Source organism: Streptomyces sp. NPDC001903 (assembly GCF_042891345.1).
In the GTDB taxonomy this organism is placed as follows: domain Bacteria; phylum Actinomycetota; class Actinomycetes; order Streptomycetales; family Streptomycetaceae; genus Streptomyces.
The window spans coordinates 102,714-128,705 of the sequence record NZ_JBIASZ010000016.1; the positions used below are offsets into that span (position 1 = coordinate 102,714).

22 protein-coding genes are annotated in these 25,992 nt (G+C 71.3%); 9 read left to right on the forward strand and 13 right to left on the reverse strand.

Features of this window, described 5'->3' with window-relative positions:
• The first annotated feature begins 203 nt into the window (after positions 1-203).
• The 4 genes from ACFYZS_RS30095 to ACFYZS_RS30110 all read left to right on the forward strand — a co-directional run bounded on the left by ACFYZS_RS30095 (position 204) and on the right by ACFYZS_RS30110 (position 4,121).
• A complete protein-coding gene (locus tag ACFYZS_RS30095) occupies positions 204-1,130 on the forward strand; it encodes an ABC transporter ATP-binding protein (RefSeq protein WP_389019238.1) in 927 nt (308 codons plus the stop codon).
• The gene (locus tag ACFYZS_RS30100) at positions 1,127-1,894 is read left to right on the forward strand and encodes an ABC transporter permease (RefSeq protein ID WP_389019241.1); all 768 of its coding nucleotides are present in this window, start codon (positions 1,127-1,129) and stop codon (positions 1,892-1,894) included. The genes ACFYZS_RS30095 and ACFYZS_RS30100 overlap by 4 nt, the downstream gene beginning before the upstream one ends.
• An 84-nt stretch (positions 1,895-1,978) precedes the next feature.
• Positions 1,979-3,127, forward strand: coding sequence for a hypothetical protein (locus ACFYZS_RS30105; RefSeq protein ID WP_389019244.1), 1,149 nt, complete (start codon positions 1,979-1,981; stop codon positions 3,125-3,127).
• A 4-nt stretch (positions 3,128-3,131) separates the two neighbouring features.
• A complete protein-coding gene (locus ACFYZS_RS30110) occupies positions 3,132-4,121 on the forward strand; it encodes a heme A synthase (protein ID WP_389019247.1) in 990 nt (329 codons plus the stop codon).
• A 30-nt stretch (positions 4,122-4,151) separates the two neighbouring features.
• Here the strand turns inward: ACFYZS_RS30110 and ACFYZS_RS30115 are convergent, their stop codons facing one another.
• From ACFYZS_RS30115 to ACFYZS_RS30125, 3 genes are all read right to left on the reverse strand, one after another.
• Complete coding sequence (locus tag ACFYZS_RS30115) at positions 4,152-5,279, reverse strand: amidohydrolase family protein (protein ID WP_389019249.1); 1,128 nt, start codon at positions 5,277-5,279, stop codon at positions 4,152-4,154.
• Between the two features lie 106 nt (positions 5,280-5,385).
• A complete protein-coding gene (locus tag ACFYZS_RS30120; protein ID WP_389019252.1) occupies positions 5,386-5,730 on the reverse strand; it encodes a hypothetical protein in 345 nt (114 codons plus the stop codon).
• A 39-nt stretch (positions 5,731-5,769) separates the two neighbouring features.
• On the reverse strand, positions 5,770-6,717 hold the full coding sequence (locus tag ACFYZS_RS30125; RefSeq protein ID WP_382991370.1) for a heme o synthase: 948 nt from the start codon (positions 6,715-6,717) through the stop codon (positions 5,770-5,772).
• A gap of 255 nt (positions 6,718-6,972) precedes the next feature.
• Here ACFYZS_RS30125 and tkt point away from each other — a divergent pair, with 255 nt between their 5' ends.
• From tkt to pgl, 5 genes are all read left to right on the forward strand, one after another.
• Positions 6,973-9,060 (forward strand): transketolase, encoded by a 2,088-nt coding sequence (gene tkt, locus ACFYZS_RS30130; RefSeq protein ID WP_389019254.1) that lies wholly within the window; start codon positions 6,973-6,975, stop codon positions 9,058-9,060.
• 34 nt (positions 9,061-9,094) lie between these two features.
• Positions 9,095-10,213: a transaldolase gene (gene tal / locus ACFYZS_RS30135; RefSeq protein ID WP_389019256.1), complete on the forward strand. Its 1,119-nt coding sequence runs from the start codon at positions 9,095-9,097 to the stop codon at positions 10,211-10,213.
• A 5-nt stretch (positions 10,214-10,218) separates the two neighbouring features.
• Positions 10,219-11,745, forward strand: a complete 1,527-nt coding sequence (gene zwf, locus ACFYZS_RS30140; RefSeq protein ID WP_373312979.1) for a glucose-6-phosphate dehydrogenase — start codon at positions 10,219-10,221, stop codon at positions 11,743-11,745.
• Entirely contained in the window at positions 11,742-12,788 is a 1,047-nt protein-coding gene (gene opcA, locus ACFYZS_RS30145; RefSeq protein WP_389019258.1) for a glucose-6-phosphate dehydrogenase assembly protein OpcA, read from the forward strand. The genes zwf and opcA overlap by 4 nt, the downstream gene beginning before the upstream one ends.
• Before the next feature lie 89 nt (positions 12,789-12,877).
• Positions 12,878-13,660, forward strand: a complete 783-nt coding sequence (gene pgl, locus ACFYZS_RS30150; RefSeq protein WP_389019260.1) for a 6-phosphogluconolactonase — start codon at positions 12,878-12,880, stop codon at positions 13,658-13,660.
• A 78-nt stretch (positions 13,661-13,738) separates the two neighbouring features.
• Here the strand turns inward: pgl and pgi are convergent, their stop codons facing one another.
• From pgi to rapZ, 10 genes are all read right to left on the reverse strand, one after another.
• Entirely contained in the window at positions 13,739-15,394 is a 1,656-nt protein-coding gene (gene pgi, locus ACFYZS_RS30155; protein WP_389019263.1) for a glucose-6-phosphate isomerase, read from the reverse strand.
• A gap of 175 nt (positions 15,395-15,569) precedes the next feature.
• A complete protein-coding gene (locus ACFYZS_RS30160; protein WP_010352468.1) occupies positions 15,570-15,905 on the reverse strand; it encodes an RNA polymerase-binding protein RbpA in 336 nt (111 codons plus the stop codon).
• A gap of 187 nt (positions 15,906-16,092) precedes the next feature.
• Complete coding sequence (secG, locus tag ACFYZS_RS30165; protein WP_099893408.1) at positions 16,093-16,320, reverse strand: preprotein translocase subunit SecG; 228 nt, start codon at positions 16,318-16,320, stop codon at positions 16,093-16,095.
• A 145-nt stretch (positions 16,321-16,465) separates the two neighbouring features.
• Positions 16,466-17,242 carry a triose-phosphate isomerase gene (gene tpiA / locus ACFYZS_RS30170; RefSeq protein ID WP_389019266.1) on the reverse strand — a complete coding sequence of 259 codons (777 nt, stop codon included), beginning with the start codon at positions 17,240-17,242 and terminating at the stop codon, positions 16,466-16,468.
• A 6-nt stretch (positions 17,243-17,248) separates the two neighbouring features.
• Positions 17,249-18,460: a phosphoglycerate kinase gene (locus ACFYZS_RS30175; RefSeq protein WP_389019269.1), complete on the reverse strand. Its 1,212-nt coding sequence runs from the start codon at positions 18,458-18,460 to the stop codon at positions 17,249-17,251.
• A gap of 144 nt (positions 18,461-18,604) precedes the next feature.
• Complete coding sequence (gap, locus tag ACFYZS_RS30180; RefSeq protein WP_030160344.1) at positions 18,605-19,612, reverse strand: type I glyceraldehyde-3-phosphate dehydrogenase; 1,008 nt, start codon at positions 19,610-19,612, stop codon at positions 18,605-18,607.
• Between the two features lie 231 nt (positions 19,613-19,843).
• Entirely contained in the window at positions 19,844-22,798 is a 2,955-nt protein-coding gene (locus ACFYZS_RS30185; protein WP_389019272.1) for a M14 family zinc carboxypeptidase, read from the reverse strand.
• Between the two features lie 196 nt (positions 22,799-22,994).
• Positions 22,995-23,984: a DNA-binding protein WhiA gene (gene whiA, locus ACFYZS_RS30190; protein ID WP_030160342.1), complete on the reverse strand. Its 990-nt coding sequence runs from the start codon at positions 23,982-23,984 to the stop codon at positions 22,995-22,997.
• Positions 23,975-25,045 (reverse strand): uridine diphosphate-N-acetylglucosamine-binding protein YvcK, encoded by a 1,071-nt coding sequence (gene yvcK / locus ACFYZS_RS30195; RefSeq protein WP_389019275.1) that lies wholly within the window; start codon positions 25,043-25,045, stop codon positions 23,975-23,977. The genes whiA and yvcK overlap by 10 nt, the downstream gene beginning before the upstream one ends.
• On the reverse strand, positions 25,042-25,989 hold the full coding sequence (rapZ, locus tag ACFYZS_RS30200) for an RNase adapter RapZ (RefSeq protein WP_030858943.1): 948 nt from the start codon (positions 25,987-25,989) through the stop codon (positions 25,042-25,044). The genes yvcK and rapZ overlap by 4 nt, the downstream gene beginning before the upstream one ends.
• Between the last annotated feature and the right edge of the window lie 3 nt (positions 25,990-25,992).

Below are 25,992 nucleotides of genomic sequence, written 5' to 3' on the forward strand. Positions count from 1 at the left end.
GGGACGGTGAACCTCACGTCGCGGAAAAGGTCACCGAAACCGGCTGGGCCATCCAGGACCGCACGACGGAAAGAGCCGCGTTCGCGACACGGTGTTCGAATCGGCGGCCGTGAAAACGGCCACCGGCAGGCCAGAGCACCAAGATCTTGGCCCCGTCCACCCGGGGCCAAGGACCCCCTTCCCGGCTCCGTAGACTCACCCGCATGAGCAACGACCCCGCCGTGGAGATCCGCGGACTGGTGAAGCGGTACGGCCCCAAAACGGCCGTGGACGGCCTCGACCTCACCGTCCGCAAGGCCTCGGTCACCGCGGTCCTCGGCCCCAACGGCGCGGGCAAGACCACCACCGTGGAGATCTGCGAGGGCTACCTCCGCCCCGACGCCGGCACCGTCCGCGTCCTCGGCCTCGACCCGGTCGCCCAGGCCGAGGCGCTGCGCCCGCGCATCGGCGTGATGCTCCAGTCCGGCGGGGTCTACTCCGGCGCCCGCGCCGTCGAGATGCTGCGCCACATGGCCAAGCTGTACGCCCACCCCCTCGACGTGGACGTCCTGGTCGAGCGGCTCGGGCTGGGCGGCTGCGGCCGTACCGCCTACCGGCGCCTGTCCGGCGGCCAGCAGCAGCGCCTGGCCCTGGCCATGGCCGTGGTCGGCCGCCCCGAGCTGGTCTTCCTGGACGAGCCGACGGCGGGGCTCGACCCGCAGGCCCGCCGGGCGACCTGGGACCTCGTACGGGAGCTGCGCGCCGACGGGGTCGGCGTCGTCCTCACCACGCACCACATGGACGAGGCCGAGCAGCTCGCGGACGAGGTCGCCATCGTCGACTCCGGCCGGGTCATCGCCCACGGCAGCCCCGAGCAGCTGTGCCGCGGCGGCGCCGAGAACACCCTGCGCTTCACCGGCCGCCCCGCCCTCGACCTCGGCTCGCTGCTCAAGGCGCTGCCGGACGGCACCGAGGCCGCCGAGCTCACCGCCGGCGTCTACCGGGTCACCGGCGACGTGGACCCGCAGCTGCTGGCCACCGTCGCCTCCTGGTGCGCCCAGCACGGGGTGATGCCGAGCAGCCTGTCGGTGGAGCGGCACAGCCTCGAAGACGTCTTCCTGGAGCTCACCGGTAAGGAGCTGCGCGCATGAGCGCCGGTACGTTCACCCCCGCGCCGGGGGCCGCACCCGTGTCCCGGATGATCCTGGCGCAGACGGCGCTGGAGACCCGGATGCTGCTGCGCAACGGGGAGCAGCTGCTGCTGACCGTGATCATCCCGGCGCTGCTGCTGGTCCTCTTCTCCGCCGTGGACATCGTGGACACGAACGCCGAGAAGTCCGTGGACTTCCTCGCGCCGGGCATCCTGGCGCTGGCCGTGATGTCCACCGCCTTCACCGGGCAGGCCATCGCCACCGGCTTCGACCGCCGCTACGGGGTGCTCAAGCGGCTCGGCGCCTCGCCGCTGCCGCGCTGGGCGCTGATGGCGGCCAAGACGCTGTCGGTGCTGGTCACCGAGGTGCTCCAGATCGCGCTGCTGACGGCGATCGCCTTCGCGCTGGGCTGGTCCCCGCACGGGAACCCGCTCGCGGTGGCCGCGCTGGTCCTGCTGGGCACCGCCGCCTTCTCCGGGCTCGGGCTGCTGATGGCGGGCACGCTCAAGGCCGAGGCCACACTGGCCGCCGCCAACCTGGTGTTCCTGCTGCTGCTGGTCGGCGGCGGGGTGATCGTGCCGATGGAGAAGTTCCCCCAAGCCGTGCAGTCCGTACTGGGGCTGCTGCCGATCTCGGCGCTGTCCGACGGGCTGCGCGAGGTGCTCCAGCACGGGGCGGGGCTGCCGTGGGGCGACGTGGCCGTGCTCGCCGCCTGGGCCGTCCTCGGCCTCGGGGCCGCGGCGAAGCTGTTCCGCTGGGAGTGAATCCCTTCCCCCGGACGTTGGCCTGGCAGGAGGATGGGCGCCGCCCCGAGGGGGCGGTGCACACCAGGACGCCGGGGGGCGGACATGGCGCAACGGGAAGACGCTCTACGGCTGGACGCCCGATGGGCACAGGTCCGGTCGGGGGCCGCACGGGCGGCGCCGGCCGAGGCCGAGGCACTGCTGACGGAGCTGATCGGCGCGCTGCGCGAACCGGCGCGGACCGATCCGGAGTGTGCGGCGCGGCTCGGCCTGCGCCTGGGCGACCTGGCGGCCCGCCGCTTCGCCGGCGGTGACCGGGCCGGCGCCCTCTCGGCCGTCGAGGAGGGGCTGCGGCATGCGCGGCAGGCGGCCGGGCACGCCCCGGAGTACGCCCGCTGGTACGCCCGGGGCCTGATCAACCAGGGCGTCTGGCTGTCCTGGCCGCTCAGCGACGAGGTACGGCTGCCCCGCTATCCGCTCGGCCCCCGGGCCGAGCCGGGCCCGAGCCCGATGGAGCGGGCGGCCGGCGAGCGCGCCCTGGACGCGACCCGGGCGGCGGTGGAGGTGTGGGCGGGCCTGGACCAGCAGGATCCGGTCAACCGGCGCGGTCTCGCGCAGGCCAAGGTGTTCCTCGGGGACCGCCTCGCGGAGCTGGGCTCCGCCGAGGAGGCGGTGGCGTGGGCGGTGGACGCGGAGGGCGGTTTCCGCCGGCTGCTGCGCGCGGCGCCCGGTGCCGAGGAGGCGCAGGAGGCGGAGGAGGCCCTCGACCACATCGGCCGCCAGCTCGAACTGCGGCTGCGCTTCCTGTCCTTCGACTCCCTGGTGAGCCTGCGCGCGCGGGGCCTGCTGCCCGAACCCCTGCTGCCCCAGGCCGTGGTGGCGGCCCGGATCCAGGGCGTGGCCGAGTCCGAGATCGCCTCCCGGCTGCGCCTCGGCGCCGAACAGGTGGCCACGATGCTGGAGGTGACGCCCTGGCTCGCGGTGTGGCGCTTCGAGGTGCGCGGCCCCGACGGGCTGTGGAACGTACAGGAACATCCGTGGCGCAGTGCAACAGAAGTAAGAAACAGGACAGCAGAGGACATAGGCGCCGAATTGATACGGGGGTTCATGTCCTCCGCCGACTACCCCGGGGACGGCGTCCCTTGGCGCGTCCGCGTCTGGTGGCACGAGGAAGGCGACCCGGCGGGGGCCCGGTTCCGCGCGGCCGTCGGGCCCGACCCGGCCGCGGCCGGACCTCCGGACACCCCCTCGTGAAAGTTTGCACAAGGCGCCGCGTACGATAAGGGCCGTGTTGACCCCTCTCGCCTTCATCTCCGACCGCTGGACCCCGTCGCCCCGGATCGTCCGGCGGGCCGCGCTGGCCGCGCTCGTCATGAGCGTGCTCATCGTCGTCACCGGCGGCGCGGTGCGGCTGACCGGATCCGGTCTCGGCTGCGACACGTGGCCCAAGTGCACCGACGACAGCCTGATCGTGACCCAGGAACAGGGCTTCCACGGGGCCATCGAGTTCGGCAACCGCATGCTGACGTACGTGCTCTGCGCGGCCGTTGGCTGGTGCATCATCGCGGCCCGCTCGGCCAAGCCGTGGCGCCGTTCGCTGACGAAGCTCGGCTGGCTCCAGTTCTTCATCGTGATGGGCAACGCGGTCCTCGGCGGCATCACCGTCCTGACGGGGCTCAACCCGTACAGCGTGGCCGGGCACTTCCTGCTCGCCACCTCGCTGATCACCGTCACGACGGTCACCTGGCAGCGCACCCGCGAGGGCGACACCGCTCCGAAGCCGCGCGTCCCCGGTCCGGTGCGCAAGCTCTCCTGGGCGCTGGTCGCGACCACCCTGGTGCTGATCGCGGCGGGCACGGTGGTCACCGGTTCCGGTCCGCACGCGGGCGACAGCAGCGAGATCAAGCGGATGCCGTTCGACTGGGCGGCCACCGCCCACGTCCACGCGATCTCGGCCTGGGTGGTGTGCGCGCTCGCCGTCGCCATGTGGCTGGTGCTGCGCGTGGTGGACGCCCCGACCGACACCCGGGCCCGCGCCCGTGACCTGCTGATCGTCCTGCTCGCGCAGGGCGGCATCGGCTACGTCCAGTACTTCACCCACGTGCCCGAGGCCCTGGTCGCCGCGCACATGCTCGGCTCCTGCCTGGTGTGGATCGCGGTGCTCCGCGTGGCCCTCGCCCTGCGGGAGCGGCCCGCGGCGCAGGCGGAGATCCCGGCGCAGGGCGACCCGCAGCTCTCCTCGGTCTGAGCCGGCGGGGCGGGCCCGGCCCCGCCCCCCTCACCCGCGCTCGTCCAGCCGGTAGACGCGGCGGGCATTGCCCGCCGCGACCATCGCCGCCACCCGTTCGGCGTCCCGCCAGGACCAGGCCCCCTCGCCGACCCAGCCGCCCAGCACCCGGCCCAGCGCCTCCCGGAACACCAGGGCGCCCACCGCGTGCAGCTCGGGCAGCCGGCGCCCGCCGCTGGAGAACAGCAGCTTGCCGAAGGGGGCCAGCTCCAGGACCTCGGCCAGCACCCCCGCCGCCCGCGCACCGCTCTGCCCGAGCGCCGCGCCCAGATCGGCGTGGACGTGCGGGAAGGCCGCCGCCAGCTGGGCGGCGTGCCGGTGGTAGGGGTATCCGCCGAGCAGCACCAGCCGGGTCCCGAGCCCAGCGGTGGCCCGTACGAACTCCGTCAGCAGCGCCGGATCGGCCTGCTCCGGCCGCTGCCCCGGCTCCCCCGCTCCCGCCCCGGTGTGCAGCTGGAGCGGCAGCCCGGTCGCCACCGCGCTCCACAGCAGGTGGCGCAGGAGTACGGGGTCCCGTACGGCCCCGCCCTTGGCGCGCCGGGCCAGCCACCGGCCGGCCGCCCCCCGCACCTCGCCCGGACCGGGCGGCTCGGGGGCCCGCCCGAGCACCGCGGGGTACCCCGCGTCCGCGCCGCAGGTGAAGGCCACGGCCCCGGCGGCGGCGTGGTGGACGGCCTCGGCGAGGTTGGCGAGGAAGGCCGGGACCGTGCCGGAGGTGTCGGCGACCTGCTCGGCGAGCAGCTCCAGCCGTACGACCTCGAAGGCGGCGGCGTCCCCGGCGAGCGCCAGCTCCTTGGGGACGGTGAGGTCGCCGGGCACTCCCGTGTCGACCAGGTAGGCGGCGACTCCGGAGCCCCGCAGCAGCCTGCGCCCGGACTCGACCACGCCCAGCTCGCGGCGCCGGGCCAGGTACCGGGCGGGGGCGCAGTGCGGCTCCAGCCCGAGCAGCGGCGGGCACCAGCGGCGCACCGCGAAACCGGTCTGGGTGTCGAAGAAGGTGGTCCCGGCGGCGGGCGGGCCGGCCGAGCGGATCAGCTGGGCCTCGAAGGTGCCGAGGCCCAGCTCCGTACGGAGCACTCCGTGGCAGTACTGGTCCACCAGGGGCGGCGTTTCGATCATCCGGGCATCCCGTTGCGGACGTGAGGAAGGGGCTTCCACACGTCCTAACGGGTGAGCGGGGTGTGAGGTGTTGCTCGCGCTGTTGACCGAGCGGCCACCGCCACGGTCAGGCGGCCGGGTTCGCCGCCCCGCCGAGCTGGATGCCGGCCATCCGCGACCACTCGTACGGGCCGGTCTTGACACGCGCGGCGAACTCGCCGTCGAACTCCTCGTGGAGGGTCAGGCCGGCCTTCTCGGCGGCCAGCTGGGCCACCGAGTACGTCGGGGCCACCAGGTCGCCCCAGCCGCCGTCCGTGCCGACGAGGACGATCCGGGTGCCGGCCTGGCCGATGTGCGCGATCTGGCCCTCGGCGCCGCCGTGGTGCTTGGCGAACGCGCCGATCTGACGGGCCAGCTTCGCGGCCTTCCGGTCCTGCTTCTTGTCTGCGGTGTCCGCCGTGGTGTCTGCCATGGACAGCATGCTACCGGCGGGTAATCATCGGAGGAAGCGTCAGCGGAGGAAGGGGTCCACGGCCACCGCCACGAACAGCAGCGACACGTACGTGATCGACCAGTGGAACAGGCGCATCTCCTTGAGCTTCGCGCCCGTCACGCCCGCCTTGGCCCGCGCGTGCAGCGCGTGCGCCTCCCACAGCCACCAGCCGCCGGCCGCCAGCGCGACCGCGGTGTAGAACCAGCCGGTGTACCCCAGCGGGGTGAGCAGCAGCGAGACCGCCACCATCACCCAGCTGTAGAGGACGATCTGGCGCGCCACGGCCTGGTTGCCCGCGACCACCGGCAGCATCGGCACGCCGACGCGCGCGTAGTCCTCCTTCACCTTCATGGACAGCGGCCAGTAGTGCGGCGGCGTCCAGAAGAAGATGACGAGGAAGAGGATGACGGCGGCCCAGGAGACCTCGTTCTTGACGGCCGACCAGCCGATGAGCACCGGCATGCAGCCCGCGATGCCGCCCCAGACGATGTTCTGCGCCGTGCGCCGCTTCAGCAGCATCGTGTAGACGACGACGTAGAAGAGGAGCGCGCCGAGGGCGAGCGCGGCCGACAGCCAGTTGACGAGCAGCCCGAAGAACAGGGTGGAGACCACCGCGAGCGTGATGCCGAAGGCCAGGCACTCGCGCGGGCTCACCATGCCGGTCACCAGCGGCCGCTGCGAGGTGCGGTCCATCAGCGCGTCGATGTCGCGGTCGATGTACATGTTCAGCGCGTTGGCGCCGCCCGCGGACAAGTACCCGCCGAAGCAGGTGGCGAGGACCAGCCACAGCGAGGGCACGCCCTGCTCGGCGAGGAACATCACCGGCACTGTGGTGATCAGCAGAAGTTCGATGATCCGCGGCTTGGTCAAAGCCACGAAAGCCATGACCCGGGCCCCGAACGGCCGGTGGACGGGGCTCGTCCCGAGCACCCCCGCTGGACGGGATTCGACGGCCGTCACGCACACCCCTGACAGAGAAACCAGCAAGCTCCGGACATAAAGGTCCGCTGAAGGCTCGCACGTACCACGCCACTGTAGACGTTGCACTTACGTCGCCCTGCGCGGGGGTCGCCTCGTGTTGGTCCGATCGGAGCCGCCGACGTTGTGACGGACTGCGGGCACTCGAATAGCTGCACGCCGTCACGGGGGTAGGCTCGGAATCGCGCCGGTGCACCGTTCGTCACCGGGTAACAGACATGTGGAGAGGAGCCCTGACCCACGGTGAGCACCAAGCCGACGACTACAGAGCTCGACTGGACCGACCTCGACCAGCGGGCCGTCGACACCGCCCGCATCCTGGCCGCCGACGCGGTCCAGAAGGTGGGCAACGGCCACCCCGGCACGGCGATGAGTCTGGCCCCCGCCGCGTACACCCTCTTCCAGAAGGTGATGCGGCACGACCCGGCTGACCCCGAGTGGGTCGGCCGCGACCGTTTCGTGCTTTCCGCGGGGCACTCGTCCCTCACTCTTTACACCCAGCTCTACCTCGGCGGCTTCGGCCTGGAGCTCGCCGACCTCGAGGCCTTCCGCACCTGGGGCTCCAAGACTCCGGGCCACCCGGAGTACGGCCACACGGCCGGCGTCGAGACCACCACCGGCCCGCTGGGCCAGGGCATCGCCAACGCGGTGGGCATGGCCATGGCCGCCCGCTACGAGCGCGGCCTGTTCGACCCGGAGGCCGCCCAGGGCGCCTCCCCGTTCGACCACATGGTCTACGCGATCGCGGGCGACGGCTGCCTCCAGGAGGGCATCTCCCACGAGGCGTCCGCCCTGGCCGGCCACCAGAAGCTCGGCAACCTGGTGCTGCTGTGGGACGACAACCACATCTCCATCGAGGGCGACACCGAGACGGCCGTCTCCGAGGACACCCTCAAGCGGTACGAGGCCTACGGCTGGCACGTCCAGCGCGTCGCCCAGCAGCCGAACGGCGACCTCGACCCGAAGGCGCTCTTCGAGGCCCTGGCCGCGGCCAAGGCCGAGACCGGCCGCCCGTCCTTCATCGCGATGCGCTCGATCATCGCCTGGCCGGCCCCGCACGCCCAGGGCACCGAGGCCTCGCACGGCTCGGCCCTCGGTGACGACGAGGTCGCCGCGACCAAGCGCGTCCTCGGCTTCGACCCGGAGAAGAGCTTCGACGTCTCCGCCGAGGTCCTGTCGCACACCCGCAAGGCCCTGGACCGGGGCCGCGAGGCCAAGGCCGCCTGGGAGAAGGACTTCTCCGCCTGGCGCACCGCCAACCCGGAGCGCGCCGCCGAGTTCGACCGCATCAACGCCAACGAGCTGCCCGCCGGCTGGGAGGACAAGCTCCCCGTCTTCGAGACCGGCAAGGGCGTCGCCACCCGCGCGGCCTCCGGCAAGGTCCTCGAGGCGATCGGTTCGGTCATCCCGGAGCTGTGGGGCGGCTCGGCCGACCTCGCCGGCTCGAACAACACCACGATCGACAAGCGCTCGTCCTTCCTCCCGAAGGGCAACCCGCTGCCGGAGGCCGACCCGTACGGCCGCACCGTCCACTTCGGCATCCGCGAGCACGCCATGGCCGCGACCATGAACGGCATCGCGCTGCACGGCCACACCCGCATCTACGGCGGCACCTTCCTGGTGTTCTCCGACTACATGCGCAACGCCGTCCGCCTGTCCGCGCTGATGCACGTTCCGGTGACGTACGTGTGGACGCACGACTCCATCGGCCTCGGCGAGGACGGCCCGACCCACCAGCCGGTCGAGCACCTCGCCTCGCTGCGCGCCATCCCGGGCCTGAACGTGGTCCGCCCGGCCGACGCGAACGAGACCGTCATCGCCTGGCGCGAGATCCTGCGCCGCCACACCAAGGTGTTCGGCAAGGGCGCCCCGCACGGTCTGGCGCTGACCCGCCAGGGCGTGCCGACGTACGAGCGCAACGAGGACGCCGCCAAGGGCGGGTACGTGCTCTTCGAGGCGGAAGGCGGCCAGGCGCAGGTCGTCCTCATCGGCACCGGCTCCGAGGTCCAGCTCGCCGTCGCCGCGCGCGAGGCGCTGCAGGCCGAGGGCATCCCGGCCCGCGTGGTCTCGATGCCGTCCGTCGAGTGGTTCGAGGAGCAGGACCAGGCGTACAAGGACAGCGTCCTGCCGCCGTCCGTCACGGCGCGCGTCGCGGTCGAGGCCGGCATCGGCCTGACCTGGCACCGCTACGTCGGCGACGCCGGCCGGATCGTCTCGCTGGAGCACTTCGGTGCCTCGGCCGACGCGAAGGTCCTCTTCCGCGAGTTCGGCTTCACCCCCGAGGCCGTGACCGCCGCCGCCAAGGACTCCATCGCCGCCGCCGCGCGCTGAGGCCCGTACCAAACCAGTAGGAGATGCAATTCCCATGACAGACGCACTCAAGCGCCTCTCCGACGAGGGCGTGGCGATCTGGCTGGACGACCTGTCCCGCAAGCGCATCACGTCCGGCAACCTGGCCGAGCTCATCGACCAGTCTCACGTGGTCGGTGTCACCACCAACCCGTCGATCTTCCAGAAGGCGATCAGCAGCGGTGACGGCTACGAGCAGCAGCTCGCCGACCTCGCCGCCCGCAAGGTCACCGTCGACGAGGCCATCCGCATGATCACGACGGCGGACGTCCGCGACGCCGCCGACATCCTGCGCCCGGTCTACGACCGCACCGACGGCCAGGACGGCCGGGTCTCCATCGAGGTCGACCCCCGTCTGGCCCACAACACCACGGCGACGATCGCCGAGGCCAAGCAGCTCGCCTGGCTGGTGGACCGCCCGAACACGCTGATCAAGATCCCGGCGACCAAGGCCGGCCTGCCGGCGATCACCGAGGTCATCGGCAAGGGCATCAGCGTCAACGTCACGCTGATCTTCTCGCTGGAGCGCTACCGCGAGGTCATGGACGCGTACCTGGCGGGTCTGGAGAAGGCCAAGGCCGCGGGCCTGGACCTCTCCCTGATCCACTCGGTCGCCTCCTTCTTCGTCTCCCGCGTGGACTCGGAGATCGACAAGCGCCTGGACGCCGTCGGCACCGACGAGGCGAAGGCCCTCAAGGGCAAGGCGGCCCTCGCCAACGCCCGTCTGGCCTACGAGGCCTACGAAGAGGTGTTCTCCTCCGACCGGTGGAACGCCCTGGAGCGCCTCGGCGCCAACAAGCAGCGTCCGCTGTGGGCCTCGACGGGCGTCAAGGACCCGGCGTACAAGGACACCCTGTACGTGGTCGACCTGGTCGCCCCGAACACGGTGAACACCATGCCGGAGGCCACCCTGGAGGCCACCGCCGACCACGGTGAGATCACGGGTGACACCGTGCGCGCCACGTACGACCAGTCCCGCGCCGAGCTCGATGCTGTCGCGAAGCTGGGCATCTCGTACGACGATGTGGTGCAGCTGCTCGAAGACGAGGGCGTCGAGAAGTTCGAGGCGTCCTGGAACGACCTGCTGAAGTCCACCGAGGCCGAGCTCCAGCGCCTCGCCCCCACGGAGGCCTGAACACTTTGTCTGTGAACGGAGCGAACCCGCTTCGTGACGCACAGGACCGGCGGCTCCCGCGCATCGCGGGGCCGTCCGGCCTGGTCATTTTCGGCGTTACGGGTGACCTGTCGCGCAAGAAGCTGATGCCCGCCATCTACGACCTGGCGAACCGGGGGCTGCTGCCGCCGGGCTTCTCGCTGATCGGCTTCGCCCGCCGGGAATGGGAGCACGAGGACTTCGCCCAGGAGGTGTACGAGGCCGTCAAACAGCACTCGCGCACCCCCTTCCGGGAGGAGGTCTGGCAGCAGCTGGTGCAGGGCTGCCGGTTCGTGCAGGGCGATTTCGACGACGACGCGGCGTTCGAGACCCTGAAGTCCACGATCGACGACCTGGACAAGGCGCAGGGCACGGGCGGCAACTTCGCCTTCTACCTGTCCGTGCCTCCGAAGTTCTTCCCCAAGGTGGTCCAGCAGCTCAAGAACCACGGGCTGGCGCAGAAGGAGGGCTCCTGGCGGCGCGCCGTCATCGAGAAGCCCTTCGGGCACGACCTGAAGAGCGCCGAGGAGCTCAACAAGGTCGTCCACGAGGTCTTCCCCCGGGACGAGGTCTTCCGGATCGACCACTACCTCGGCAAGGAGACCGTCCAGAACATCCTGGCGCTCCGCTTCGCCAACACGATGTTCGAGCCGATCTGGAACCGGTCGTACGTCGACCACGTGCAGATCACCATGGCCGAGGACATCGGCATCGGCGGCCGGGCCGGGTACTACGACGGCATCGGCGCGGCCCGTGACGTCATCCAGAACCACCTGCTGCAGCTGCTCGCGCTGACGGCGATGGAGGAGCCCGGCTCCTTCCACCCCAAGGCGCTGGTGGCGGAGAAGCTCAAGGTCCTGACGGCCGTCGAGCTCCCCGAGGACCTGGGCAAGCACACCGTGCGCGGCCAGTACTCGGCGGCGTGGCAGGGCGGCGAGAAGGTCGTCGGGTACCTCGAAGAGGACGGCATCGACCCCAAGTCGAAGACCGACACCTACGCGGCCATCCGCCTGGAGATCAACAACCGCCGCTGGGCGGGCGTCCCGTTCTACCTGCGGACCGGCAAGCGCCTGGGCCGCCGGGTGACCGAGATCGCGGTCGTCTTCAAGCGGGCCCCGTACCTGCCGTTCGAGTCGGGCGCGACCGAGGAGCTGGGGCAGAACGCCCTGGTCATCCGGGTCCAGCCGGACGAGGGCATCACGGTGCGCTTCGGCTCCAAGGTTCCGGGCACCTCCATGGAGGTCCGGGACGTCACGATGGACTTCGCCTATGGCGAGTCCTTCACGGAGTCGAGCCCCGAGGCGTACGAGCGGCTGATCCTCGACGTCCTGCTGGGTGACGCGAACCTCTTCCCGCGCCACCAGGAGGTCGAGCTGTCCTGGAACATCCTCGACCCGATCGAGGAGTACTGGGACAAGCACGGCAAGCCCGCGCAGTACCCGGCGGGGACCTGGGGGCCGGTCGAGGCGGACGAGATGCTCGCACGAGACGGACGGAGCTGGCGCCGGCCATGAAGATCGACCTCACGGAGACCACCTCCAGCAAGATCAACGCCGCGTTGGTGCAGGCGCGCCGGGACATCGGCACGCCGGCCATCGGCATGGTCCTCACGCTGGTGATCGTGACCGACGAAGAGAACGCGTACGACGCGCTCAAGTCGGCGAACGACGCGTCCCACGAACACCCTTCGCGGATCGTCGTCGTCATCAAGCGGGTCAGCCGCTCGCCGCGCAGCCGCCGCGACGCCCGTCTCGACGCGGAAGTCCGTGTCGGGGCGGACGCCGGCACCGGCGAGACGGTCGTGCTCCGCCTCCACGGTGAACTGGTCAACCACGCCCAGTCGGTGGTTCTCCCGCTCCTCCTGCCGGACGCGCCCGTCGTGGTCTGGTGGCCGGACGGTGCCCCGTCGGACCTGGCGGGCGACCCGCTGGGTGCGCTCGGGCAGCGCCGGATCTCGGACACGTACGCCAGCGAGAACCCTCAGCAGGCGCTCGGGCTGCGGGCCGCGGCCTACGCCCCGGGTGACACGGACCTGTCCTGGACCCGGATCACGCCGTGGCGCTCGATGCTGGCCGCCGCACTGGACCAGCAGGCGGTCAAGGTCGCCTCGGTGGTCGTCGAGGGCGAGGACGAGAACCCGAGCTGCGAGCTGCTGGCCATGTGGCTGGCGGACCGCCTCCAGGTTCCCGTCCGGCGTACGACCTCGGCGGGTCCCGGCCTGACCTCGGTCCGGCTGGAGACCAAGGACGGGGACATCGTCCTGGACCGGGCGGACGGCTCGCTGGCGACGCTGTGCATGCCGGGGCAGCCCGACCGTGCCGTGGCGCTCAAGCGCCGGGACACGGCCGAGCTCCTGGCGGAGGAGCTGCGCCGGCTGGACCCGGACAACACCTTCGAGGCCGCGCTGAAGTTCGGCGTGGGCAAGCTGACCGCCGAAGCCCCCGCGGCTCCGGCCCCCGCGCCGGGCAAGACCGAGGCCGCTCCGGCCGCGGCCGAGTCCGGCGCACCGGCCGCCAAGCCGGCGGCCAAGCCCGCGAAGAAGGCCTCGGCCAAGTAGGCACTGGCCGCTGCGCGGGGCGGGGTTCTCCCCCGCCCCGCGCAGCGGCGTCCCGCACCCACGACCGACAAGGCGGCATCACCATGGGCATGACGACTCCCCAGGTCGTCGTCCACCGGGACAAGGAGCTGATGGCCCAGGCCGCAGCGGCCCGGCTCATCACCAAGATCGTCGACGCGCAGGCCGCCCGCGGCAGTGCCTCCGTCGTCCTCACCGGCGGCCGCAACGGCAACGGCCTCCTCGCCGCGCTCGCCGCGGCGCCCGCCCGGGACGCCGTCGACTGGTCGCGGATCGACCTCTGGTGGGGCGACGAGCGCTACGTCCCCGCCGACGACCCCGAGCGCAACCACACCCAGGCCCGTGCGGCCCTCCTGGACTCCGTCCCGGTCGACCCGGCCCGCGTGCACGCGATGCCCGCCTCCGACGGCCCGTACGGGGCGGACGTGGACGCCGCGGCCGCCGCCTACGCGGCCGAGCTGGCCAGGGCCGCCGGGCCCGAGGACCACGGGCCCGTCCCCACCTTCGACGTCCTGATGCTGGGCGTCGGCCCCGACACCCACATCGCCTCGCTCTTCCCCGAGCACCCGGCCTCCCGCGAAGCCGACCGCACGGTCGTCGGCGTGCACGGCGCTCCCAAGCCGCCGCCCACCCGGATCTCCCTGACCCTCCCGGCCATCCGGGCGGCCCGCGAGGTCTGGCTGCTGGCGGCGGGCGAGGACAAGGCCGGGGCGGTGGCCATCGCCCTCGGCGGCGCCGGCGCCGTCCAGGCCCCCGCCGCGCAGGCCTACGGCCGCTCCCGCACCCTGTGGCTGCTGGACCGCACGGCCGCGGCGAAGCTCCCGGCGGGCATGTACCCGCCGGCCGCCTCCTGACCCGCGGCCCCGTACGACCGAAGGGCCCGCCCCCCGAACGGGGAGCGGGCCCTCTCGCGTCTCCGGAGGCCGGCGCGGTCAGCGGCGGCCGCGCAGCTCCCGGTAGGTGGCCACGAGGGCCTTCGAGGAGGCGTCCAGCCCCGGCACCTCCGCGCCGTCCGTCAGCGCCGGCTCGACCCGCTTGGCCAGGACCTTGCCGAGCTCGACGCCCCACTGGTCGAAGGAGTCGATGTTCCACACCGCGCCCTGGACGAACACCTTGTGCTCGTACAGCGCGATCAGCTGGCCCAGCACCGCGGGGGTGAGGTCCTGCGCCAGGATCGTCGTGGTCGGGTGGTTGCCCTTGAAGGTCTTGTGCGGGACCAGCGGCTCCGCCACTCCCTCCGCGCGCACCTCCTGCGGAGTCTTGCCGAAGGCCAGCGCCTGCGTCTGCGCGAAGAAGTTCGCCATCAGCAGGTCGTGCTGGCCCGCGAGGGTCGGCTCCAGCTCGCCGATCGGCCGGGCGAAGCCGATGAAGTCCGCCGGGATCACCTTCGTGCCCTGGTGGATCAACTGGTAGTACGCGTGCTGCCCGTTGGTCCCGGGCGTGCCCCACACCACCGGACCGGTCTGCCAGTCCACCGGATTGCCGTCCCGGTCCACGGACTTGCCGTTGGACTCCATGTCCAGCTGCTGGAGGTACGCGGTGAAGCGGGAGAGGTAGTGGCTGTAGGGGAGGACCGCGTGCGACTGCGCGTCGAAGAACGCCCCGTACCAGACCCCCAACAGGCCCATGAGGAGCGGTGCGTTCTGCTCCGGCGGCGCCGTGCGGAAGTGCTCGTCGACCGTCCGGAAGCCGCCCAGCATCTCGCGGAAGGCGTCCGGCCCGATCGCGATCATCAGCGAGAGCCCGATCGCGGAGTCGAAGGAGTACCGCCCGCCGACCCAGTCCCAGAACCCGAACATGTTGGCCGGATCGATGCCGAACGCGGTGACCTTCTCCTCGTTGGTCGACAGCGCCACGAAGTGCCGTGCCACGGCCGCCGTGTCACCGCCCAGACCCGCCAGCAGCCACTCCCGCGCCGACTCGGCGTTGGTGATGGTCTCGATGGTGGTGAACGTCTTGGAGGCGATGATGAAGAGGGTCTCGGCCGGGTCCAGGTCCCGTACGGCCTCGTGCAGGTCGGCGCCGTCCACGTTGGACACGAACCGCACGGTCAGGCCGCGGTCGGTGAACGCGCGCAGCGCCTCGTACGCCATCGCCGGGCCCAGGTCGGAGCCGCCGATGCCGATGTTGACCACGTTCTTGATGCGCTTGCCGGTGAAGCCGGTCCACTCCCCCGACCGGACCTGGCCGGAGAAGGCCGCCATCTTGTCGAGGACCGCGTGCACCGCGGGGACGACGTTCTCGCCGTCCACCTCGACCACCGCGTCCTTCGGCGCGCGCAGGGCGGTGTGCAGGACCGCCCGGTCCTCCGTCGTGTTGATCTTCTCGCCGCGGAACATCGCCTCGCGCAGCTCGGCCACGCCCGTCGCCGCCGCCAGCTCGCGCAGCAGGTCCAGCGTCTGGTCGGTCACCAGGTGCTTCGAGTAGTCGATGTACAGGTCCCCGACCCGCAGCGTGTAACCCGTTCCCCGGTTCGGATCCGCGGCGAACAGCTCGCGCAGGTGCGTCTGCCCCAGCTCTTCACGGTGCTTGCCGAGTGCCAGCCACTCGGGCGTCCGGTTGAGCCTCATCCGTCCGTCTGCGTTCATCTCGGACATCAACCCGTTTCTTCCGTCCTGTCGTGCCCCGCCGATCACCAACTTAAGGGATCAAAGGGGGGTGTGCCGGACAGCGCCTTCGGCGCGGGGTACGCAAAGGGGCCCGGCCCGCTGGAGAAGACTCCTGCGGGCCGGGCCCGATGTCACACCGTCACTCTTGCTTCCGTCAGATCTCACCGCGGAGCTTGGCGAGCGCCTCGGCGAGGATCGCCTCGCCGTCGGCGTCCGACCGGCGCTCCCGCACGTACGCCAGGTGCGTCTTGTAGGGCTCGGTACGCGGCGGCGCAGGCGGGTTGTCCCGGTCCTGGCCGGCCGGGAACCCGCAGCGCGGGCAGTCCCAGGTGTCCGGCACCTGCGCGTCGCTGGCGAAGCTCGGCTGCGTCTCGTGCCCGTTCGAGCACCAGAAGGAGATGCGCAGGCGGGGCGCGGACTCGCCGCGCTCGGCCTCACCCATCGGCCCCGCTCCGACCCGACTGCCACGGATCGCGTTGCCACTTGCCACGGTCGTAACTCCCTGCGTGATGGTGCCGCGAAGCGTGAGTGGATTCCGCCGCGGGCGCCCCAGTCTACGTAAGGCCCAACGCACGTCCATCACATGGAGTTACTCACTCCAGGCCGTGGACGCCGTCCTCATCATAGGCGGGGTGGAGCCGACCGGACCGGCACAATGGCCAGAACCGTCGGCTCCGCTACTTCAGCAGAATCCCGAGCGCCATGATGCAGGCGAACCAGAGCAGACCGACCACGACGGTGATGCGGTCCAGATTGCGCTCCGCGACCGAGGAGCCGCCGACGGAGGACTGCATGCCGCCGCCGAACATGTCGGAAAGGCCGCCGCCCTTGCCCTTGTGCATCAGCACGAGCAGCATCAGCAGAGCGCTGAACACGATCAGGGCGATCGAGAACCCCATAACCACGGCTGATTCCTACTTTCTGGGTTTTCCGGCTGTCCGGCCCCGCTTGACGTGCGCGGGGGCCAGTGGCTGGTGGTTCAGCCTCCTGGCCCCCGCAAGGGTACGACGGATCCGTCCTACCGCATACTCGCTGCGACGATCACGCAGCTCACTGGTCGCGGAAGCGGACGATCTTCACGAATTCGTCCGCGTCCAGCGCCGCGCCGCCGATCAGGGCGCCGTCGACGTCGGGCTGCGCCATGATCGCCGCGATGTTGCCGGACTTGACCGAGCCGCCGTACTGGATGCGGACCTTGTCGGCCAGCTCCTGGGAGTAGAGCTCGGCGAGGCGGGTGCGGATCGCCCCGCAGACCTCCTGCGCGTCCTCGGGGGTGGCGACCTCGCCGGTCCCGATCGCCCAGACGGGCTCGTACGCGATCACGATGGACTCGACCTGCTCGGCCGGGAGGTCCTTGAGGCCGCCGTCGACCTGGGCGAGGGTGTGCGGGACCTGCCGGCCGGCCTTGCGGACGTCGAGGCCCTCGCCGACGCACAGGATCGGGGTGATCCCGTGCTGGTAGGCGGCCTTGACCTTGGCGTTGCAGAGCTCGTCGCTCTCGCCGTGGTACTGGCGGCGCTCGCTGTGGCCGACGGCCACGTACGTGCACTTCAGCTTCGCGAGCATGGAGCCGGAGATCTCGCCGGTGTAGGCGCCGGAGTCGTGCGCCGAGATGTCCTGGGCGCCGTACTTGATCTTCAGCTTGTCGCCGTCGACCAGGGTCTGGACCGAGCGCAGGTCGACGAAGGGCGGCAGGACCGCGACCTCGACGGCGTCGTAGTCCTTGTCGGCGAGCGCGAAGGCGAGCTTCTGGACGTGGGCGATGGCCTCGAGGTGGTTGAGGTTCATCTTCCAGTTGCCCGCCATCAGCGGGGTACGCGTGGTCATACGGGTTCAGACCTCCAGTGCGGCGAGGCCGGGGAGCGTCTTGCCCTCGAGGTATTCGAGGGAGGCGCCGCCACCGGTCGAGATGTGACCGAAAGCGTTCTCGTCGAAGCCGAGCGTGCGCACGGCCGCGGCGGAGTCGCCGCCGCCGACCACGGTGAACGCGCTGCTGTCGACGAGGGCCTGCGCGATGGCGCGGGTGCCTCCGGCGTAGTCGGGGTGCTCGAAGACGCCCACGGGACCGTTCCAGAAGACGGTCTCCGCGTCGGCGATCTTCGACGCGTACAGCTCACGGGTCTTGGGACCGATGTCCAGACCCTCCTTGTCGGCGGGGATCTTGTCCGCGTCGACGGTCTCGAAGTCGGCCGGGGCCTTGGTCTTCAGGTCCGGGAAGTCCGCGGAGACCAGGACGTCCACCGGCAGGACCAGCTCGACGCCGCTCTTCGCCGCGCGCTCCATGTACTCCTTGACGACGTCCACCTGGTCCTTCTGGAGCAGGGAGATGCCGACCTCGTAGCCCTTGGCGTAGAGGAAGGTGTACGCCATGCCGCCGCCGATGAGGATGCGGTCGGCCTTGCCGAGGAGCTGGTCGATGACGGCGAGCTTGTCGGAGACCTTGGCGCCGCCGAGGACGACCACGTACGGGCGCTTGACCTCGGCGGTCAGCTTCTTCAGCACGCCGACCTCGGTGGCGATCAGGGAGCCGGCCGCGTGCGGGAGGCGCGCGGGCAGGTCGAAGACCGAGGCGTGCTTGCGGTGGACGGCGCCGAAGCCGTCGCCGACGTAGACGTCGGCGAGCTCGGCGAGCTGGTCCGCGAAGGCGCCGCGCTCGGCGTCGTCCTTCGAGGTCTCACCGGCGTTGAAGCGCAGGTTCTCGATGACGGCGACCTGGCCGTCGGCGAGGGCGGCGACGGTCTCCTTGGCGGAGGAACCGACGGTGTCGGTGGCGAACGCGACGTCCGCACCGAGCAGTTCACCGAGTCGCTTGGCGGCCGGAGCGAGCGAGAAGGCCGGGTCCGGGGCGCCCTTGGGGCGGCCCAGGTGCGAGGCGACGATCACGCGGGCGCCGGCTTCGGCGAGCTTCGCGATGGTCGGCTGCACGGCGCGGATGCGGCCGTCGTCGGTGATCGTGTCGCCCGCGAGCGGCACGTTCAGGTCGGCGCGGACGAAGACCCGCTTGCCGGCCACGCCTTCGGCGAGCAGTTCGTCGATCGTCTTCATGTGTTTCTACTCCTTATCCCCATACACGGGTTCTGCCGGTGCGGGGCCGTTCGGTGGAGGCAGACGACAGGGCCCGTGCAGCGCTCCATCGCGCTGACCGGACCCTGTCCTCACATCTTGGTGCCTGGCCCTGCTACCTGAGACTTAGAGCTGACCGCCGACGAAGACGGTCAGGTCGACGAGGCGGTTGGAGTAGCCCCACTCGTTGTCGTACCAGCCGACGACCTTGACCTGCGTACCGTCCTGAACCATGGTCAGAGAGGAGTCGAAGGTGCAGGAAGCCGGCCAGTTCACGATGTCGGAGGAGACGATCGCGTCCTCGGTGTAGTCGAGGATGCCCTTGAGCTGGCCCTCGGCGGCCTTCTGGAAGGCGGCGTTGATCTCTTCCTTGGTGGTCTCGCGGGAGAGCTCCAGGACGAGGTCGGTGACCGAGCCGGTCGGGACCGGGACGCGCATGGCGATGCCGTCCAGCTTGCCCTTGAGCTGCGGGAGGACCAGAGCGGTGGCCTTGGCGGCACCCGTCGAGGTCGGGATGATGTTCTCTGCGGCGGCGCGGGCGCGGCGCAGGTCCGAGTGCGGGAAGTCCAGGATGCGCTGGTCGTTCGTGTACGCGTGGACCGTGGTCATCATGCCCTTGACGATGCCGAAGTTCTCGTCGAGAACCTTGGCCATCGGCGCCACGCAGTTGGTGGTGCAGGAGGCGTTGGAGATGACGTGGTGGTTGGCCGCGTCGTACTTGTCCTGGTTGACGCCCATCACGATCGTGATGTCCTCGTCCTTGGCCGGAGCCGAGATGAGGACCTTCTTCGCGCCTGCGGCGATGTGCTTGGCGGCGTCGGCCTTCTTCGTGAAGATGCCCGTCGACTCGATGACGATGTCCGCGCCGAGCTCGCCCCAGGGCAGGTTCGCGGGGTCGCGCTCGGCGAACGTCTTGAAGGTGTTGCCGCCGACGGTGATGGTGTCGTCGGTGTGGGAGACCTCGGCCTTGAGGCGGCCCAGGATGGTGTCGTACTTGAGCAGGTGCACCAGGGTCGCGTTGTCAGTCAGGTCGTTGACACCGACGATCTCGATGTCCGCTCCCTGCTCAAGGAGCGCCCGGAAGTAGTTGCGGCCAATTCGGCCAAAACCATTGATGCCTACGCGGATCGTCACGAACCGATCTCCTCGTTGGTGCGCCGGCCTGTCCCGCCGGCGAGCTGTATGGGATGTCCCCGACCGCTTACGACCCTACCTCTCCGTGAGCTTTTGAGTGACATCGGCCGGGACCTGACACTCCTCCTGCCACACGGGAGACCGCCCCCGGGGCCCGTACCCTGCGCTCGGCACGGGACCCCGGGGACTTCGGCCCCCATCACTCAGAGTGAGCGAAGAGGGCTCGTATGATCAGCGGTGCAGCGACCTGAGCGCCTTACCGACGAGTACGGCTCGGTCCGCCGCCGCCGGCAGGTGTTCGAGGCCGAAACCGAGAAGCACCGTGTTACGCGTAGTCACCGATGCGTACGACGTGAACAGCTCGCCGGACCGGGCCCAATCGCCCGGCACCACGGGACTTCCGGCAGGTGCCCCCTGGGCGGTCCAGGCACCCAGGGAGGTCTCGAACCCCTCCACGGCCTGGTCGGCTCCGCCGACGGAGACGCGCGCGTCGTCCGCGAAGAGGCCGCGGCCGCCGGAGCCGCCGTCCGAGACGTACGAGAGGGAGACCTCGACGGTCTTGCCCGCGTACGCGCTCAGGTCGAAGGCGACCTGCTTCCAGCCCTCGGAGGAGCCGGTGAAGCTGTTCCACTGACCGCTGGTGCCACTGGCGGTGCAGCCGGCGCTGTCGAGGGTGAGGTAGTGCTTCAGGAACGGATGGCCGTTGACGTAGAACCCGGCCTCGCACTCCGTCGGGACGGTGGTGCCCGTCAGGCCGCCGGCCTCGGGCAGCGTGGTCCAGTCCTCGGCGCCGGTGGTGTGCGCCTCCAGGATCGCGTTGTCGTAGCCCGGCTCGGTGTTCCAGTTGAGGGCCATCTTGAGCTGCGGCCTGTCGGCGGCGGTGACCTTGGTCAGGTCGATGGTGCGGGTCAGCCGCTTCCACTCGTCGTCGTCGTGGGTGGCCGCGGCCATCCCCGTGCCGGAGTAGGGGGCGTACGGGTTCACGACCCCGGCGTACTGGCCGGCCTGCGCGCTCTTGAACTGCGGGAACTGCGCCGCCGGCAGGGAGTCGGAGGTGACCGCGTAGGAGCCGGGGGCGTTGAACGGGTTGCCCGCCGCGTCGCCCAGGCCGCCCTTGGCCCCGGCGAGGGCACCCGTACCGGTGAAGCCCTTCGCGCCGCCGGCACTCGTACGGCTGTAGGCACCGAGGTAGTACTGGCTGAAGTCGTCCGTCACGGCGCGGCCGACCTGGGCGTTGCCGCCCGCGAGCTCGCCGGCCTCGATCAGCTTGCCGCCCTCGTTGAGGAAGTCCCGTACGGCGAGCTGGGTGTCGCCGCCGGGGGTCTTGGCGCCGGTGTAGTGGACGGCCGTACGGAAGTGGGAGAGCACGCCGAGGTGGTGCGGGGCGCCCTGCGTGGCCACGTCCCAGACCGCCGCGGACCTGCCGTTGGCGCGCAGGGCGTCGACGTACTCCTGCGCGTGCTGGGCCTTGGCGCCCTCCTCGGCGATCACCAGCACGTCGGCGCGCGGCCGCTCGGCCACCGTGTACGTGAAGTGCCCGCTGGAGACCTGCCGGCCGGAGCCGTCGCGGCCGGTGAACCAGGCCTCGACCTTGTCGCCCGGCTTGGCGCCGTCCACCTTGGCCCGGTACTCGTCGAACCAGTTGTTGTCGTCGCCGCCGTAGACGTCGCCGCCCTTCCAGGCCCGCAGTCCGTCGTCGTGGGTACGGCCGCCGTTGATGCGGAACTTGAGCTGCTTGTCCTTCAGCGCCTTGCGGGCGGTGACGGAGACCGTCTGGTCCTCGCCCTTGGCCACGTAGGAGGTGGTGAAGGGGTCCAGGGTGAAGTCGGCGGCGCTCAGGCCGACGGAGGACTTCGGCTGGTCCGGGTGGGCTGCGCTCTCGCCGACGGCGAGGGCGAAGGGCACGTTCTTCGCGAACTCGGCCTGGATCAGCTTCTCGTCGTCCGGGAAGTTGAAGCCGGACCGGCAGTCCTCGGGCTTCCACCGGTCATTGGGGTCGCTCGCCGAGGCCGTCTGGCAGGTGGTCATCTCCGGCGTGAACATCATGATGCCGTTGACGTTCGCGGCGTGGCCGTCGGCCTCGCCGTTGGTGGTGTAGAGCTCCGAGGAGACCTGCGGGTAGTAGCCCGGGATCGCGGAGTTCTCCGGGGTGCCGGCGAGCGCCTTGTAGGCGACGTCGTCCGGAGTCGGGGTGGCCACCTGCCAGCCCACGCCGTAGAGCAGCAGCTCGGCGGCGGAGTGGTAGTTGATGGCGTACTTGAAGCCGACGCGCTTCTCGAACCTGTCGAGGGCGACGGTCTCCGGCTCGGAGGACGCCTTGGTGCCGCGGTAGGTCTCGCTCGACTGGTTCGGCGAGGAACCCTCGTTGTCGTAGCCCCACTTGTAGGCGAAGTTCCGGTTGAGGTCGACGCCGTCACCGGTGGTGATCTTGCCGTCCCCGTTGTTGTCGCGCAGGTTCTTGCGCCACAGCCGGTCGCCGTCGGCGGAGTGCGTGTAGTCGTACCCGTCCGGGTTGGCGGAGAGCAGGAACCACAGCTCGGTGGAGTCCACCAGCTTGGTGATCCGCTGGTCCTTGCCGTAGTTGTCGAGGGTGTGGTGCATCAGCCGCCGGGTCATCTCGGGGGTGATCCACTCACGGGCGTGCTGGTTGGACATGTACAGCACGGACGGCTTGCCGCCGTCCTTGGTGGTGCGGGCGTTCTTGGTGACCTTCAGGGCCAGGATGTCCTTGCCCTGGACGGTCTTGCCGATGGAGACCACCTTGGCGAGGCCGGGGTTGGCCTGGGCCGTCTTGAGGATCTCCTCCTGGAGCCCGCCCTTGCCGCTGTACGGGCGGAAGACCCCGTCGCCGACGGCCTGGGTGCGGGCGGCGTTCGCCGGGACCTTGTGCTCGGCGAGCTTGACGCCCTGGCCGGCGAGCTCCTTGGCCTGGGCGCCGGTGAGGAACAGCTCGACCTTGGCGGTCCCGGTCTCCGGGGCGCGCTCGGTGAGCTCGTGGGCGTCCTGGCCCGCGGCGAGGAGCAGCGGCACCTGCTCCTTGGTGACGTCCGCGTCGTAGACCCGCACCTCGTCGGCGCCGGGTGAGGCGTCTGCGGCGGGCCGGGCGTGGGCCGCCGGGAGGGCGGCCAGTGTGGTTCCGATGACGAGTGCGCTTGCGGCGAGGATCGATCTCGCGCGGTGCCTCATGTGCCCCCCTGGGCGTCGTCTGCCACGAAAGCCTTCGGACGACAGGCTCACGATCAAGGGATGCTCATGTCAATGGGGCGTGTCTCAAAGGGGCCCGCACGTGTGACGTGCGGGCCCCTTTGAGACGTACGGCGCGAGGCGTACGGAGTACCCGGCGGACGGCGGGCTGCCGCCGGGCGTACGACGAACCGGGCGGCTAGCCGGCCATGTTGTCGGCGAGGTCCTCGCTCAGGTTGGACTCGGTGCCCGGGATGCCCAGGTCCTGCGCCCGCTTGTCGGCCATCGCCAGCAGGCGGCGGATCCGGCCCGCGACCGCGTCCTTCGTCAGCGGCGGGTCGGCGAGCGCGCCCAGCTCCTCCAGGGAGGCCTGCTTGTGCTCCATGCGCAGCCGGCCGGCCGCCGCGAGGTGCTCGGGGACCTCCTCGCCGAGGATCTCCAGCGCGCGCTGGACCCGGGCGCCGGCGGCCACCGCGGCCCGCGCCGAACGGCGCAGGTTGGCGTCGTCGAAGTTGGCGAGGCGGTTGGCGGTGGCGCGCACCTCGCGCCGCATCCGCCGCTCCTCCCAGGCCAGCACCGACTCGTGCGCGCCGAGCCGGGTCAGCAGGGCGCCGATCGCGTCGCCGTCGCGGACCACGACCCGGTCCACGCCGCGCACCTCGCGCGCCTTGGCGGCGATCGAGAGCCGGCGGGCGGCGCCCACCAGGGCCAGGGCGGCCTCCGGACCGGGGCAGGTCACCTCCAGGGAGGAGGACCGGCCCGGCTCGGTGAGCGAGCCGTGGGCCAGGAAGGCGCCGCGCCAGGCCGCCTCCGCGTCACAGGTGGCCCCGGAGACCACCTGCGGCGGAAGACCCCGGATGGGGCGGCCGCGGCCGTCCACGAGGCCCGTCTGGCGCGCCAGCTGGTCACCGCCGGCCACGACCCGCACGACGTACCGGCTGCCGCGGCGCAGTCCGCCGGGGGCCATGACGACCAGGTCCGAGGAATGGCCGAAGATCTCCAGGATGTCCTTGCGCAGGCGCCGGGCAGCGATCCCGGTGTCCAGCTCCGCCTCGATGACGATCCGCCCGCTCACCAGGTGCAGCCCGCCCGCGAACCGAAGAATCGCCGAGACCTCCGCCTTCCTGCAGCAGGTCCGGGTGACGGGGAGCCGGGAGATCTCATCCTTCACCGCTGGCGTCATCGCCATGGGCCGATCCTTCCATGCATCCGAAAAATACGGTCGTACGCGGCGGCGAGCAGCTCCGGGTCATGCTTCGGAGAGCCGTCTTCCCTGGCCACCGGCGCCAGCTCGACCGCGGCACCGAACCGTTTTGCGGCATCGGCGAGGGACTCGCGGTCGGGCACGGCGGCCTCGTCGGCCAGCACCACGTCCAGGGCGAGTTTAGGGGCGTGTCGGGCCAAAACCTCCAAATGACGCTGCGGAGAGAAGCCCTCTGTTTCGCCGGGCTGCGGCGCGAGGTTCAGCGAGAGGACCCTGCGGGCCTTGGTCTCGATCAGCGCGTCGAGCAGTTCCGGCACCAGCAGGTGCGGGATCACGGACGAGAACCAGGACCCGGGGCCGAGCACCACCCAGTCCGCGTCCAGGACCGCCGCGACGGCTTCGGGCACGGCCGGCGGGTCCCCGGGCACGACCTGTACGGAGAGCACCTCGCCGGGGGTGGTGGCCACCGTGGCCTGCCCCCGCACGGTGTCGACCTCGCCCGGGCGGGCGGGGTCGTGGCCGCGCACCAGCGCCTGCAGTTCCAAGGGCACCGCCGACATGGGCAGCACCCGGCCCTGCGCGCCCAGCAGCTTCCCGACCAGGTCGAGGGCTTGGACGGGGTCGCCGAGCTGTTCCCACAGGGCGACGATCAGCAGGTTGCCGACCGCGTGCTCGTGCAGGGCGCCGGCCGACTGGAAGCGGTGCTGGATGACGCGGGCCCAGGTCTGGCCCCAGTCGTCGTCGCCGCACAGCGCGGCCAGCGCCTTGCGCAGGTCGCCGGGCGGCAGCACGCCGAGCTCCTCCCGGAGCCGGCCGCTGGAGCCGCCGTCGTCGGCGACGGTGACGACGGCGGTGAGCTCGCCGGTGATCCGGCGCAGGGCTGCCAGGGAGGCCGACAGGCCCATGCCGCCGCCGAGGGCGACGACCTTGGGTGCGACCACCTTGGGGGGCGCGCCGCGGCGCAGCCCGGTGCGGCCCGCGCCGTCCTCGTCCCGCCCCGAGGTGAGGCGGCGCAGGCGGCGCAGCCGCAGGGTCCGTCCGGTCACTCGCGCCCCATGTCCCTGTGGACCACGACGGTCTCGACTCCTTCGGAGGCGAGGCGGGCAGCGAGCTTCTCGGACATGGCCACGCTGCGGTGCTTGCCGCCGGTGCAGCCGACCGCGATGGTCACGTACCGCTTGCCCTCGCGGCGGTAGCCGGTGGCGATGAGCTGGAGCAGCTCGGTGTAGCGGTCGAGGAACTCCTTGGCGCCGGGCTGGCTGAAGACGTAGCCCGACACCTCCGGGTTGAGCCCGGTGAAGGGCCGCAGCTCGGGGACCCAGTGCGGGTTCGGGATGAAGCGGCAGTCGACGACGAGGTCGGCGTCGACGGGGAGGCCGTACTTGTAGCCGAAGGACATGACGGTCGCCCGCAGCTCGGGCTCCTCGTCGCCCGCGAACTGGGCGTCCATCTTCGCGCGCAGCTCGTGCACGTTCAGGCTGGAGGTGTCGATGACCAGGTCGGCGTCGCCGCGCAGCTCGCGCAGCAGGTCGCGCTCGGCGGCGATGCCGTCGGTGATGCGGCCGTCGCCCTGGAGGGGGTGCGGGCGGCGGACCGACTCGAAGCGGCGGACCAGCGCGTCGTCGGAGGACTCCAGGAAGACGATGCGGCGGGTGACGCCCTTGCTGTCGAGGTCGGAGAGGGACTCGCGCAGGGCGTCGAAGAACTGGCGGCCGCGGACGTCGACGACGACGGCGATGCGCGCCACGTTGCCCTGCGAGCGGGCTCCGAGCTCCACCATGGTGGGGATCAGCGCGGGCGGGAGGTTGTCGACGACGAACCAGCCGAGGTCCTCGAGACACTTGGCCGCCGTACTGCGCCCGGCCCCGGACATGCCGGAGATGATCACCAGCTCGGGGATGGCCGCCTCGGCGGTATCTCCGGGCTCCACTGTCGTGCCCGTACTCACCTGTGCTCCGTCTCGGTCGTGCTCGGTCGTGTGGTCGGTCATCTG

What these genes read in the sequence shown, in the direction of transcription:
- ACFYZS_RS30095 (WP_389019238.1), top strand. Translation starts at nt 204, where the DNA reads ATGAGCAACGACCCCGCCGTGGAGATCCGCGGACTGGTGAAGCGGTAC.
- ACFYZS_RS30120 (WP_389019252.1), bottom strand. Translation starts at nt 5,730, where the DNA reads ATGGCAGACACCACGGCGGACACCGCAGACAAGAAGCAGGACCGGAAG.
- ACFYZS_RS30185 (WP_389019272.1), bottom strand. Translation starts at nt 22,798, where the DNA reads ATGAGGCACCGCGCGAGATCGATCCTCGCCGCAAGCGCACTCGTCATC.
- ACFYZS_RS30175 (WP_389019269.1), bottom strand. Translation starts at nt 18,460, where the DNA reads ATGAAGACGATCGACGAACTGCTCGCCGAAGGCGTGGCCGGCAAGCGG.
- tpiA (WP_389019266.1), bottom strand. Translation starts at nt 17,242, where the DNA reads ATGACCACGCGTACCCCGCTGATGGCGGGCAACTGGAAGATGAACCTC.
- rapZ (WP_030858943.1), bottom strand. Translation starts at nt 25,989, where the DNA reads ATGACCGACCACACGACCGAGCACGACCGAGACGGAGCACAGGTGAGT.
- pgl (WP_389019260.1), top strand. Translation starts at nt 12,878, where the DNA reads ATGACGACTCCCCAGGTCGTCGTCCACCGGGACAAGGAGCTGATGGCC.
- pgi (WP_389019263.1), bottom strand. Translation starts at nt 15,394, where the DNA reads ATGAACGCAGACGGACGGATGAGGCTCAACCGGACGCCCGAGTGGCTG.
- ACFYZS_RS30115 (WP_389019249.1), bottom strand. Translation starts at nt 5,279, where the DNA reads ATGATCGAAACGCCGCCCCTGGTGGACCAGTACTGCCACGGAGTGCTC.
- ACFYZS_RS30100 (WP_389019241.1), top strand. Translation starts at nt 1,127, where the DNA reads ATGAGCGCCGGTACGTTCACCCCCGCGCCGGGGGCCGCACCCGTGTCC.
- ACFYZS_RS30105 (WP_389019244.1), top strand. Translation starts at nt 1,979, where the DNA reads ATGGCGCAACGGGAAGACGCTCTACGGCTGGACGCCCGATGGGCACAG.
- tal (WP_389019256.1), top strand. Translation starts at nt 9,095, where the DNA reads ATGACAGACGCACTCAAGCGCCTCTCCGACGAGGGCGTGGCGATCTGG.
- opcA (WP_389019258.1), top strand. Translation starts at nt 11,742, where the DNA reads ATGAAGATCGACCTCACGGAGACCACCTCCAGCAAGATCAACGCCGCG.
- whiA (WP_030160342.1), bottom strand. Translation starts at nt 23,984, where the DNA reads ATGGCGATGACGCCAGCGGTGAAGGATGAGATCTCCCGGCTCCCCGTC.